The following is a 12310-nucleotide window of genomic DNA, read 5'->3' as shown; positions in this document are numbered from 1 at the left end:
GGCTCACCAGGGAGCGTCGGCCTATGGGGACATAAGGTGGGCTTATGAGTCGGGACGGCAGGGCGAACGGGGCGGGTCCGGTGCCGGGCGGCGGGCTGGCGCACCGGGTGCCCGAGCTGGGCGCGCTGGAGCTGCTGCTCGCGGTGGCGCGGCTCGGGAGCCTCGGGCGGGCCGCCAGGGAGCTCGGGATCACCCAGCCCGCGGCCAGCAGCCGGCTCCGCTCCATGGAACGGCAGTTGGGGGTCGCGCTGGTGGACCGGTCGCCCAGGGGCTCGCGGCTCACCGGCGCGGGCGCGCTCGTCACGGACTGGGCGCGGCGGGTGGTGGAGGCGGCGGAGGCGTTCGACGCGGGGGCGCAGGCGTTGCGGGACGGGCGGGACTCGCGGTTGCGGGTTGCCGCGAGCATGACGATCGCGGAGTACTTGTTGCCGGGGTGGCTGATCGCGCTGCGGGGGCAGCGGCCGGACACGGCGGTGTCGCTGCTCGCCGGGAACTCGACGGTGGTGGCTGAGCGGGTGCTCGGTGGGGAGGCGGACCTGGGGTTCGTGGAGGGGGTGTCCGTGGCGGACGGCCTGGACTCGGTCGTGATCGCGCACGACCGGCTGATCGTGGTGACCGCGCCGGGGCATGCGTGGGCGCGGCGGCGACGGGCTCTGGGGGCGGAGGAGTTGGCGGCGACGCCGCTGATTCTGCGGGAGGAGGGGTCGGGTACGCGGCAGGTGCTGGACGCGGCGTTGGCCGGCGGGCTGGCCCGCCCGCTGATCGAGCTGTCCTCGACGACGGCGGTGAAGGCGTCGGCGGCGTCGGGGGCGGGGCCGGCGGTTCTGAGCGAACTGGCGCTGGGGGAGGAGCTGTCGGCGCGGCGGCTGGTGGAGATACCGGTGGAAGGGGTGCGGCTGAGCCGCGACCTGCGGGCGGTGTGGCCGACGGGGCATCGGCCGGCGGGGCCGGCGCGGGATCTTTTGGCTTTGACACGATCGTAGTGAGCGGGGGTTTTGTCTGCGGGTGGGTGGGGGCTGGTCGCGCAGTTCCCCGCGGTGCCCTGCGGGGCTTGGGCCGTTGTTTGTCTGCGGGTGCGTCGTGGCTGGTCGCGCAGTTCCCCGCGCCCCTGGGTGGGTGGGGCCTGGGGTTGTGTGGTGTCTGCGGGTGGGTGGGGGCTGGTCGCGCAGTTCCTCGCGCCCCTGGGGGGTGGGTGGGGGTGGAGGGTGGTGGTCGGGTGCGGGTGGGGGCGTGTCGGGACGTGCGTCCGCAGCCGGAAACGCGTCGGCCCGACCACGTTCGCGAGGGTGGGTGGGAGTCGTCGTACGCTGCGGCCACACATCCCGCCACACCCCCTACACCGGACAACCGGCCCGAGCCCCCACTAGTCAGGGGCGCGAGGAACGGCGAACCCGCACTAACCATCGGACCTGAACCCCCGCCTACCCAGGGGCGCGGGGAACTGCGCGCTCAGCCACGGCAGACCCGCACCCGACAGCGGCGCTGAACCCCCGCCCACCCAGGGGCGCGAGGAACTGCGCGCTCAACCACAACGCACCCGCACCCGACAGCGGCGCTGAACCCCGACCTACCCAGGGGCGCGGGGAACTGCGCGATCAGCCCCCACCGGGCCGCACCCAAGAACCCGCCCAAGCCCAGCAGGGGGGCGCGCGCTCAGTCTCCGCCGGGCCCCCAGGTGAGACCCGGCGTGGAGGCCGTTACCAGGGCCTTCATCACCCTGGTGTCCGTTGCCATCTCCGGGTGCCACTGGACTCCCAGGGCCCACCCGGGCCCAGGGAGTTCGACCGCCTCCACCGTCCCGTCCTGCGCGAACGCACTCGGTACCAGCCCCGCCCCGAGCCGCCCCACCGCCTGGTGGTGGTACGTCGGCACGGACACCTCCTCGCCGACCACCCCCGCGTACAACGACCCCGGCACCGGCTTCACCCCGTGCCGCCCGAACACCCCCACCGCCTCGACATGCCCGTCGATGTGCTGCCGGAGCGTCCCGCCGAGGGCCACGTTCAGGAGCTGCATCCCCCGGCAGATGCCGAGCAACGGCGTCCCGGAGGCCAGCGCGGCCTCGATCAGGGCGAGTTCCCAGCCGTCACGGGCACGCGCCGCAGGCCCGCAGCGCGGGTCGCGCTCGGCCCCGTACCGGGAAGGATCCACATCGGGCCCGCCCGCGATCACCAGACCGTCCAGCCGCGCGACGACCCCGGCGGCGTACGCCGGTTCGTCCGGCGGCAGCATCACGGCCAGGCCGCCCGCCGCCTGGACCAGCCGCGGATAGCCGGCCGGCAGCAGCGCCGCCTCCAGCTCCCACACCCCCCACCGCGCTGTCTCCAGATACGTACTCACTCCGATCAGTGGCCTGTCCGGCATCCCCGCACTCCCTGCCTCGACTCCCTGCCCTGGCCCTCCGGAGAAGGCTAGCCAATAGACCCGCGCCATACCTTTGTGGAACCTACGTGAGGAAGCCGCGCAGCAGCGCCGCCGTGCCCGCGCAGTGTTCGCGCATCGTCGCGCGGGCCCCGGCCGCGTCCCCGGCCAGCACCGCGTCCACCAGCGCCGTGTGCTGGCGCTGTGAGTGCTCCAGGTTCCGTACCAGCAGGGGGATGCAGTCGAGGAGGTCGTTCACGGTCGAGCGCACGGCCGCGTACTGCGCGGTGAGGGTCGGCGAACCGCACAGCTCGGCCAGGGTCAGGTGGAGGAGCGTGTCGAGGCGCCGGTAGTCGGACAGGGGCGCGTCGTGGGTGCCGGCCAGCGCCGCACGCAGCAGGCCGGCCTGCTCGGCGGAGAGGCCGTGCGCCGCGCACAGGCCCGCCGCACCCACCTCCAGCACCTCCCGGAAGCGCAGGACGTCCTCGATGTCGACCTCCTCGACCCGCCGCCGCAGCTCGGCCCCGCCGGTCGCCTCGGCGCGGTCCCGGGCCCGTACGAACGTGCCGCCGTAGCGGCCGCGCCGGGACTCGACGAGCCCCTGGTCCTGGAGCACCTTCAGGACCTCGCGGAGCGTCACCCGGCTGATCCCGAGCCGCTGCGCCAACTCGCGCTCGGCGGGCAGCCGCTCCCCGCCGGTGACCAGGCCGAGGCGCACGACCTGGAGGATCTGCTCCAGGGCCTCCTCGAAGCCGTTGCCCGCGCGCACCGGCCGCAGGACCGGTGCCAGCCGGTCGTTCGGCCCGTGCGGCGCGTGTGGATCCGGCTGCGACATCCGGCCGCGCCCCCTTCCCAAGCAATGGTTCTCGGCAATACCTTATGGCTCTCGGCTGACCGAAGGAGGCCTTTCCCGTGGCAGACCGCACACCACCGCTCGCCGTCGAGGAGCTGCACGCCCTCGTCGCGAGCGGGGAGATCGACACGGTCGTCCTGGCCTTTCCCGACATGCAGGGACGGCTCCAGGGCAAGCGGTTCGCCGCCCGTTTCTTCCTCGACGAGGTCCTGCACCACGGTACGGAGGGCTGCAACTACCTCCTCGCGGTCGACGCGGAGATGAACACGGTCGACGGGTACGAGATGTCGTCCTGGGACCGCGGCTACGGCGACTTCGCCATGCATCCGGACGTCAGTACGCTCCGCCGGGTCCCGTGGAACGCCGGCACCGCGCTGCTCGTCGCCGACCTCGCCTGGGAGAACGGCTCGCCCGTCGTGGCCGCACCCCGCCAGATCCTCCGGCGCCAGCTGGAGCGGCTCGCCGAGCACGGGTTCAGCGCCCAGGTGGGGACCGAGCTGGAGTTCATCGTCTTCAAGGACACCTACGAGCAGGCCTGGGACGCCGACTACCGGGGCCTGACACCCGCCAACCAGTACAACGTCGACTACTCGGTGCTCGGCACCGGCCGCGTCGAGCCCCTGCTGCGGCGTATCCGCAACGAGATGGCGGCGGCCGGGCTGACCGTCGAGTCCGCCAAGGGCGAGTGCAACCCCGGACAGCACGAGATCGCCTTCAAGTACGACGAGGCCCTGGTCACCTGCGACCAGCACGCCGTCTACAAGACCGGCGCCAAGGAGATCGCCTCCCAGGAGGGCGTCTCGCTCACCTTCATGGCCAAGTACAACGAACGCGAGGGCAACTCCTGCCACATCCACCTCTCCCTCGCCGACGCCGCCGGCACCAATGTGATGGCCGGCCAGGGTGAGGGGAGCGAGGGAGGCATGTCGCGGGTGATGCGGTACTTCCTCGCCGGGCAGCTCGCCGCGCTGCGGGACTTCTCCCTGCTGTACGCGCCCCACATCAACTCGTACAAGAGGTTCCAGCCGGGTTCGTTCGCGCCGACCGCCGTGGCCTGGGGGTACGACAACCGCACCTGTGCGCTGCGGGTGGTCGGCCACGGGCGCTCCATGCGGTTCGAGAACCGGCTCCCGGGCGGCGACGTCAATCCGTATCTCGCCGTCGCCGGGCTCGTCGCGGCCGGTCTCCACGGCATCGAGCAGCGGCTGGAGCTGCCCGAGGCGTGTACGGGCAACGCGTACGCCGGGGAGTACGCGCATGTGCCCACCACCCTGCGCGAGGCCGCCGAGGTCTGGGAGAACAGCCCCCTCGCTCGGGCCGCCTTCGGTGACGAGGTGGTCGCGCACTACCGCAACATGGCGCGCGTCGAGCTGGACGCCTTCGACGCCGCGGTGACCGACTGGGAGCTGCGCCGCTCCTTCGAACGCATGTGAGGGGTTCTTCGTTGTCGCACACGCCTTCCCGGTCCGACGAGCACGAGCTGCTCGTGCTCGACCCGGCCACCGAGGAACTCGTCGCCACCGTCCCGGGTGCCGGTGTCGCGGACGTGGACGCCGCCGTCGTACGGGCCGCGAAGGCCCAGGTCCGCTGGGCCGCCCTCGCGCCCGGGGAACGGGCCCGGCTGCTGCGGCGGTTCGCGGTCGTCGTCGACGAACACCTCGAGGAACTCGCCCGGCTCGAGGTCCGGGAGGCCGGACACCTCATCGGCAACGCCCGCTGGGAGGCGGGCAACGTCCGCGATCTGCTCGACTACGCGGCCGGGGGAGTGGAGCGGCTCACCGGGCGCCAGATCCCCGTGCCCGGCGGCCTCGACCTCACGATCCTCGAACCCCTGGGTGTCGTCGGGGTCATCGCGCCCTGGAACTTCCCGATGCCCATCGCGGCGTGGGGGACGGCCCCGGCCCTCGCGGCGGGCAACGCGGTCGTCCTGAAGCCCGCCGAGACGACGCCGCTGACCGCCCTGCGGCTGGCCGAACTCGCCCTGGTGGCCGGGCTGCCGGATCATCTCTTCCAGGTCCTGCCGGGGGCGGGCGCGGTCACGGGCGACGCGCTGGTCGAGCACCCCGGCGTCGCGAAGATCGTCTTCACGGGGTCCACGGCCGTCGGCAAGCAGGTCCTGGCGAAGGGGGCGGCCCTCGTCAAGCGCGTCACCCTCGAACTCGGCGGCAAGAGCCCCAACATCGTCTTCGCCGACGCCGACATCGAGGCCGCCGCGGCCGCCACCCCCATGTCCTTCCTCGACAACTCCGGCCAGGACTGCTGCGCCCGCACCCGCGTTCTCGTCCAGCGCTCGGTGTACGACCGCTTCCTCGCGCTCCTGGCCCCCGCGATCGAGTCGGTCGTCGTCGGCGACCCCTCCGACGAGAAGACCGGCATGGGGCCGCTGATCTCCCGGACCCAGCTGGAGCGCGTACGGTCGTACGTCACCGACGACCTGGCGGGCATCAGGGGCAGCGCTCCGGACGGCCCCGGCTTCTGGTTCCCGCCCACCGTCCTGACCGGGGTCGAGCCCCACGCGCGCGTGGCCGTCGAGGAGGTCTTCGGGCCCGTCGCCGTGGTCCTGCCCTTCGAGGACGAGGCCGACGCGATCCGCCTGGCCAACGCCACCGACTACGGCCTCGCCGGTTCCATCTGGACCCGCGACGTGGGCCGCGCCCTGCGGGTGTCGGGCGCCGTCCGCGCCGGGAACCTGTCCGTCAACTCCCATGCGAGCGTCCGCTACTGGACCCCCTTCGGGGGCTTCAAACAGTCCGGCGTCGGCCGTGAGCTCGGCCCGGACGCCCTGACCGCCTTCACCGAGACCAAGAACGTCTTCATCAGTACGGAGGGCCCCGCACAGTGACCGCATCGACCGACGCCATCGTCTGCCGCCGCCTGGTCGGCCGTACCGCCGTCGTCACCGGAGCCGGCAGCGGCATCGGCCTCGCCACCGCCCGTCGGCTCGCCTCCGAGGGCGCCCATGTCGTCTGCGCGGACATCGACGAGCCCCGGGGCAGCGTCGCGGCCGAGGAGGTGGCGGGGATCTTCGTCAAGGTCGACGTCACCGACCCCGAGGAGGTCGAGGCGCTCTTCAAGGCCGCGTACGACACGTACGGATCCGTCGACGTCGCCTTCAACAACGCGGGCATCTCGCCGCCCGACGACGACTCGATCCTGGAGACCGGGCTGGAAGCCTGGAAGCGCGTCCAGGAGGTCAACCTCACCTCCGTGTACCTGTGCTGCAAGGCCGCGATCCCCTACATGCGCCGCCAGGGCAAGGGGTCGATCATCAACACCGCCTCCTTCGTGGCCCGGATGGGCGCCGCGACCTCGCAGATCTCGTACACCGCGTCCAAGGGCGGCGTGCTGGCCATGTCCCGGGAACTGGGCGTGCAGTTCGCCCGCGAGGGCATCCGGGTCAATGCCCTGTGCCCCGGCCCCGTCAACACGCCCCTCCTCCAGGAACTGTTCGCCAAGGACCCGGAGCGGGCCGCGCGCCGCCTGGTGCACATCCCGCTCGGGCGGTTCGCGGAGGCCGACGAGATCGCCGCCGCGGTCGCCTTCCTCGCCAGCGACGACTCCTCGTTCGTCAACGCCTCGGACTTCCTGGTGGACGGCGGGATCTCGGGCGCGTACGTCACGCCGCTCTAGGCCCTGTGGGGAGGAGACCCCTGTGGCCGTGCCGGGCGGCGCCTAGAGTGCTCGGATGAGTATGACGACCCCGCCCGGCTGGTACCGGGACCCCGCCGCCCCGCACACGGAGCGCTGGTGGGACGGGACCGCCTGGACCGAGCACCGCCGCGCGCCGGGGGCGCCGCAGCCGCAGCCGGCGTACGCGCAGACCGTGCCGATGCCGCGAGGCAGGGGCTCCGGACGGGCGAAGGCGGTCGCCCTCACCACCGCGGCGGCCGTCCTCGTCGCCGCTGTCGTCACCGGTGCCGTCGTCCTGAGCGGGGACGACGGCGACGGGGACCCCGGGGCCGGAGGCGGGGCGACGCCCACGGTGTCCGCCCCGAAGAGCGCGCCGTCCACGCCCGAGCCCGCGGAGTCGTCCACCGACGACCCCGCCTTCGTCGTCGACGAGCTCAACGGCATCACCCTGCCGCTCCTCGACGGCTGGGCCAGACCCGAGAACGTCTCCGACACCGACATCGTGATGACCACCCCCGGGACCTACAGATGCCCGGGTGACGACGGCCTGTGCCGGCACGGCAAGATCTTCTCGCGCACGGTGACGGCGAACGACGAGAAATCCCCCGCGGCGCTCGCCAGGGACGACATCTCCGAGGCGGCCGACCTGGCCTACGACCGGGACAGCATCGACCAGCGCCCCTTCCACGGCATCACGTCCCACCAGCTCGTGGAGCAGGGCCCGGTCGCGGTCGCGGGGCGCACCGGATACCTGGTGCGCTGGCGCGTCAGCACCGAGGTGGGGCCCGGCGGTTACGTCCAGTCGATGGCGTTCCCGTCCAGCGTCGGCTCGGAGTCGCTGGTCATGGTGCGGTACGTCTTCGACGCGGGCGACGAGGGGCCCCCGCTCGCCGACATGGACCGGATCACCGAGGGCATCCGGCCGGTCGGCGACGAGGCCACGGGCGGCGGCGTGGGCAGCAGCATCGGCCCCGCACAGCCCTGACGACGGACCGTCGGTCCCACGCCCCACGCCCCACGCGGTCCTAGAGGAACGTGTGTCCCTCACCGCGGTAGGTCGGCACCGACTCCGTCACCGCGTCGCCCTCCACCAGGTGCAGCACGTCGAACCGCTCGCACAGCTCCCCGGCCTTCGCGTGCCGGAACCACACCTTGTCGCCGATCAGCAGATCGTCGGCGGGCGAGCCGAGCAGCGGTGTCTGCACCTCGCCCGCGCTCTCCTGGGAGTCGAACCGCAGCCCCTCCGGGAGGTACGGCACGGGCAGCCGGTCGGGGCCGGGGGCGCCCGACGCCGGGTAGCCGCCGCCGAGGACGGTCACCACACCGACCCCCGGCCTGCGCACGACGGGCTGCGCGAAGAGCGCGGCCGGACGCCCGCTGAACGACGTGTAGTTGTCGAAGAGCCGCGGCATGTACAGGCCCGAACCGGCCGCGACCTCGGTCACCGAGTCCTCGGCCGCGGTGTGCTGGACGCTGCCCGTGCCCCCGCCGTTGACGAACTCCAGGTCCGGCACAACGGCTCGGACGGCCCGCACGACGTCCGCACGGCGCTCCCGCAGCTCCTTGCGCGCCGTGGCCTGCATCAGCCGGATCGCGCGCGACCGGAACGGACGCCCCCGTACCGAGTCGCCCACCCCGGCGATGTGACCCTCGTACGCCATGAGCCCGACGAGCCGGAAACCGGGACGGCGGTCGACCATGCGCGCCAACTCGGCCAGCTGCGCGGGGGATCGCAGGGGCGAACGGAGCGCGCCCAACCGGATCCGGCCGCCGAGCATCCGCAGCGCGGTGTCCAGCTCCAGGCAGACGCGCACCTCTTCCCGTCCGCCGTCCCGGGCGTCGTCGATCAGCCGCAGCTGGGCCGGGTCGTCGATCATGACGGTCACGGCCGCGGCGAGCTTGGGATCGGCGGTGAGCTGCGCGTACGCCGCCCGGTCGGTGGACGGATAGGCGAGCAGTACGTCGTCGAAGCCGGAGCGGGCCAGCCACAGCGACTCGGCGAGCGTGAAGGACATGAGACCGGCGAAGCCCTCCCGGGCCAGCACCCGTTCCAGCAGGGCCCGGCAGCGCACCGATTTGCTCGCGACACGTAGGGGTTTGCCCGCCGCTCGCCGTACGAGATCGTCCGCGTTGGCGTCGAAGGCCTCCAGATCAACGATCGCGACAGGTGCGTCGAGATGAGCGGTGGCCCGGTCGTAACGGGCCCGGTCTGTGGCACGGGCAGTCATGTATGAAGCCTGCCAGACCGGGTTACCGCAGGGTAGAGGGATCTTCCGGGCAGATGCCCCGGGCCTGCGGACTGATTCCCACGCGCGCGTCGTCAAGCCGTAGAGTGACGCGCACGCCGACGGGGAACGGATCCGGAGGGGTTCCTTCGGTGGGTGGGTCAGTGGGTTGTCCGGGGTCGAGGAAACGGGGGGTGCATGAGCACGGAAGCGCGCCGCGCCTCCATTCCTCCGCGTCCCCCGATGCCACCGGGGCCGCCCGCGTCGCAGAGCGAACGAGAACTGGAACGAGAACTGTCGGAGGGGCCGGGGGACACGGGCCCGCGACCGTATCCGGACCGCGAGCGTGACCGTGAACGTGACCGTGGCGAGGGCTGTGAGAGCCACGAGGACCACGAGGACCGTGAAGGTCGTGACAGCCGTGACGGTCGTGGCGGAGAAGCGGTCCCCGGCCGGCCGGGGAGTTCGATAGCCCCGCCACCGCGAGGACGCGGCCCCGCCGGATCCGAGCGGTCCGGGAGCGCGGGGGCCTGGTTCGGGTCGAGCCCCGAGACGGCCCCGCCGCCACCGGCTTCGGCCCGTTTCCCGGACACCCCGCCCGGCGGCGGCGTCCTGCCCCGTCCGGCGACGGCGCCGCGCGCTCCCGTCGGGGGCACCGAGTGGACGGCCGTCCCGCCGCGCCCCACGAGCGCACCCCGCGTCCCCGTACCGAACGGCTCGGCGCCGAACGGCTCCGTACCGAACGGTTCCGTGCCGAACGGCGAGGAGCGGCCCACCCCGCCCCGCCCCGTCACCGAACCACGGACCGGCACGGGCGGCACCGCCCGCCAGCCGGGCCCGAGCCTGCCGCTGCGCCCCTTCGCTCCGCCACGGCCCGACACCCCCGCACCCCGGCCGGACGCCACCGGAGACCGGAACGGGGAGCGGGACTACCGCGTCGCCCCACCCGCAGGGCCCGGTGCCCGGCGCACCGGAGCGCCCGAGGAGACCCCCTCGGAGACCACGAGGCGACTGCGGCCCGTCCCGGCCGAGCCGCCCGCCGCCACCCCCAGCGGGCCGATGCCCGCACTGCGTGAACCCTTCGGTGGTGAGCCGTTCGGTGGTGAGCCGTTCGGTGGTGAGCCGTTCTCCGGGGAGTCCTTCTCGGCCCCCGCCCGGCACATCGCCGAAGCCGCGGACCCGGCACACCGCCCCTTCGTGTCCCTCGCGCACCCGGACACGTACGACGAGGACACCGCGCACACCCGTCCCACGGGCCCCCGCCGACGCAGCAGCATCGTGGCCGCCGCGGCCTGCGTGGTGCTCGGACTCGGTCTCATCGGCGGTGCGGTGACGGGGAGTTGGCTCACCGGTGACGGCTCGGACGGGTCCGCGAAGCCGTCCGCCTTCACGGCGGCCGGTGACCTGTGGCACAGCGTCCCCGTCGACGAACTCTTCCCGCCCACGGTCGACGGCGACGGCGCGGGCCCCGGCGGCTCCGACCGCGTCTGGACACGTATCGCGGTCGCCCCCGACAGCGGCTGCAAGGACGCCTTCGACCCGCTGCTGCAGAAGGCCCTCGCGCCCGCCGGCTGTCTGCGCCTGCTGCGCGCCACCTACACGGACGCGACCCGCAGCCATGTCGTCACGGTCGGCCTGCTGTTCACGAAGGCCGACTCCGCCGCCATGAGCGCGCTGCACCGCCGGTTCGAGGAGCAGGGGCTCGACAGCAGGCGTGATCTCATGCCCCGCCCGTACGCGCAGAAGGGCACCGTCGCCTCCGGGTTCGGCGACGACCAGCGCGCCTCCTGGACGCTGTCGGTCCTGACCGACGCCCCGGTCGTCGCCTACGCGGTCTCCGGCTTCGCCGACGGCCGCGGCGTCACCGAACCGCAGTCCGCCGAGGACGCGATGAAGGCCGGGGCCACCACGCCCGTCGCCCAGGCCGGTCTGGGCCACGACGCGCAGGGCCTTGCCGACCGCATCGAGCGGAGCCTCCGCAAGACCGTCGACTCGGCCACGGAGAAGCCGTCATGACCCGTAAGGCCCCCCGCGGAGGCGGCCGGGGACTCCTGGTCGCCGCCCTGGCAACCGGTCTCGCCCTGCTGCCCGCCACCGCCGCGCACGCCGACGGCATCCGGGCCAAGCAGTGGGCGCTGGAGGCCATGCACACGCAGGAGGCCTGGCAGACGACGAAGGGCGAGGGCATCACCGTCGCCGTCCTCGACACGGGCGTCGACGACGAGCACCCCGACCTGGCGGGCAACGTCCTCACCGGCAAGGACATGGTCGGTTTCGGCGCCGGCCGGGGCGACCGCCCCTGGGCGCGGCACGGCACGGCCATGGCCGGCATCATCGCGGGCCACGGACACGGCTCGGGCAATGACGACGGGGTCCTGGGCATCGCCCCCGAAGCGAAGATCCTCCCCGTCCGCGTGATCCTCGAAGACGGCGACTCGGCCCGCGGCAAGGCCCGCAGCACCCGTGGCAACGCCCTCGCCGACGGCATCCGGTGGGCCGCCGACCACGGCGCCGACGTCATCAACCTCTCCCTCGGCGACGACTCCAAGTCCGCCCACCCGGAGGCATCCGAGGACTCCGCCGTCCAGTACGCCCTGAAGAAGGGCGCCGCCGTGGTCGCCTCCGCGGGCAACGGCGGCGAGAAGGGCGACCACATCTCGTACCCGGCGGCCTACCCGGGGGTGATCGCCGCGACCGCCGTCGACCGCTACGGCACCCGCGCCTCGTTCTCCACCCGCCGCTGGTACGCCACGGTCAGTGCCCCCGGTGTCGACGTCGTCATCGCCGACCCCGACCGCAAGTACTACGAGGGCTGGGGGACCAGCGCCGCCTCGGCCTTCGTCTCCGGTGCGGTGGCCCTCATCAAGGCGGCCCACCCCGGCCTGTCCCCGGCCCAGATCAAGGACCTCTTGGAGGAGACGGCCCGCAACGCGCCCAGCGGCGGCCGCGACGACTCCCGGGGGTACGGCTTCGTGGACCCCGCGGCGGCGATCAGGAAGGCCGCCGGTCTGAAGCCGGACGACCTGAGGTCGGCGGCCCACTCCGACACGTACTTCGGCAAGGGCCCGGACACCGCCGGGGGCGACGGGGCCTCGACCGCCTGGGCCGGCCCCCTGGCGGGCAGCGCGGGCGGCGTGCTCCTCGTCGTGGCGACCGTCCTGTGGCGGGGCAGCAGAAGGCCACGCCGGACGACCGAAATCCCGTAAGCCGGTAGGCCCGTAGCCCGGTAGGCCGGTAGACC

Annotated in this window: 10 protein-coding genes; 7 read left to right on the top strand and 3 right to left on the bottom strand. The window is 73.4% G+C overall.

The features are described 5' to 3' along the window. Positions 1-44: 44 nt before the first annotated feature. Positions 45-983, top strand: coding sequence for a LysR family transcriptional regulator (locus ACLVWQ_RS34090; RefSeq protein WP_414113101.1), 939 nt, complete (start codon positions 45-47; stop codon positions 981-983). A gap of 670 nt (positions 984-1653) precedes the next feature. Here the strand turns inward: ACLVWQ_RS34090 and ACLVWQ_RS34085 are convergent. After that, positions 1654-2364: a gamma-glutamyl-gamma-aminobutyrate hydrolase family protein gene (locus ACLVWQ_RS34085; RefSeq protein WP_414113100.1), complete on the bottom strand. Its 711-nt coding sequence runs from the start codon at positions 2362-2364 to the stop codon at positions 1654-1656. 82 nt (positions 2365-2446) lie between these two features. Continuing rightward, the gene (locus ACLVWQ_RS34080) at positions 2447-3196 is read right to left on the bottom strand and encodes a FadR/GntR family transcriptional regulator (RefSeq protein WP_414113099.1); all 750 of its coding nucleotides are present in this window, start codon (positions 3194-3196) and stop codon (positions 2447-2449) included. Positions 3197-3273: 77 nt separating this feature from the next. Here ACLVWQ_RS34080 and ACLVWQ_RS34075 point away from each other — a divergent pair, with 77 nt between their 5' ends. The 4 genes from ACLVWQ_RS34075 to ACLVWQ_RS34060 all read left to right on the top strand — a co-directional run bounded on the left by ACLVWQ_RS34075 (position 3274) and on the right by ACLVWQ_RS34060 (position 7829). Continuing rightward, positions 3274-4647, top strand: a complete 1374-nt coding sequence (locus ACLVWQ_RS34075) for a glutamine synthetase family protein (protein ID WP_414113098.1) — start codon at positions 3274-3276, stop codon at positions 4645-4647. 11 nt (positions 4648-4658) lie between these two features. Next, on the top strand, positions 4659-6056 hold the full coding sequence (locus ACLVWQ_RS34070; protein ID WP_414113097.1) for an aldehyde dehydrogenase family protein: 1398 nt from the start codon (positions 4659-4661) through the stop codon (positions 6054-6056). Then, a complete protein-coding gene (locus ACLVWQ_RS34065; protein WP_414113096.1) occupies positions 6053-6844 on the top strand; it encodes a 3-oxoacyl-ACP reductase in 792 nt (263 codons plus the stop codon). Before ACLVWQ_RS34070 ends, ACLVWQ_RS34065 begins: the two co-directional genes overlap by 4 nt. Before the next feature lie 61 nt (positions 6845-6905). Beyond that, positions 6906-7829, top strand: a complete 924-nt coding sequence (locus ACLVWQ_RS34060; protein ID WP_414113336.1) for a DUF2510 domain-containing protein — start codon at positions 6906-6908, stop codon at positions 7827-7829. Between the two features lie 40 nt (positions 7830-7869). Here the strand turns inward: ACLVWQ_RS34060 and ACLVWQ_RS34055 are convergent, their stop codons facing one another. Next, the gene (locus tag ACLVWQ_RS34055) at positions 7870-9072 is read right to left on the bottom strand and encodes an amino acid deaminase/aldolase (protein ID WP_414113095.1); all 1203 of its coding nucleotides are present in this window, start codon (positions 9070-9072) and stop codon (positions 7870-7872) included. A 747-nt stretch (positions 9073-9819) separates the two neighbouring features. Between ACLVWQ_RS34055 and ACLVWQ_RS34050 the strand changes: the two genes are divergently transcribed. After that, positions 9820-11085, top strand: coding sequence for a hypothetical protein (locus ACLVWQ_RS34050; protein WP_414113094.1), 1266 nt, complete (start codon positions 9820-9822; stop codon positions 11083-11085). Further along, positions 11082-12275: a type VII secretion-associated serine protease mycosin gene (gene mycP / locus ACLVWQ_RS34045; protein WP_414113093.1), complete on the top strand. Its 1194-nt coding sequence runs from the start codon at positions 11082-11084 to the stop codon at positions 12273-12275. Before ACLVWQ_RS34050 ends, mycP begins: the two co-directional genes overlap by 4 nt. Positions 12276-12310: the final 35 nt, after the last annotated feature.

This window comes from Streptomyces sp. CWNU-52B, from assembly GCF_047444975.1.
In the GTDB taxonomy this organism is placed as follows: domain Bacteria; phylum Actinomycetota; class Actinomycetes; order Streptomycetales; family Streptomycetaceae; genus Streptomyces.
Note: the sequence above shows the minus strand (reverse complement) of the source record. Positions and strands in the feature narration are given on the sequence as shown.

Coding starts and splice junctions, on each gene's coding strand:
- ACLVWQ_RS34090 (WP_414113101.1), top strand. CDS start 45: ATGAGTCGGGACGGCAGGGCGAACGGGGCGGGTCCGGTGCCGGGCGGC.
- ACLVWQ_RS34085 (WP_414113100.1), bottom strand. CDS start 2,364: ATGCCGGACAGGCCACTGATCGGAGTGAGTACGTATCTGGAGACAGCG.
- ACLVWQ_RS34080 (WP_414113099.1), bottom strand. CDS start 3,196: ATGTCGCAGCCGGATCCACACGCGCCGCACGGGCCGAACGACCGGCTG.
- ACLVWQ_RS34060 (WP_414113336.1), top strand. CDS start 6,906: ATGACGACCCCGCCCGGCTGGTACCGGGACCCCGCCGCCCCGCACACG.
- ACLVWQ_RS34055 (WP_414113095.1), bottom strand. CDS start 9,072: ATGACTGCCCGTGCCACAGACCGGGCCCGTTACGACCGGGCCACCGCT.
- mycP (WP_414113093.1), top strand. CDS start 11,082: ATGACCCGTAAGGCCCCCCGCGGAGGCGGCCGGGGACTCCTGGTCGCC.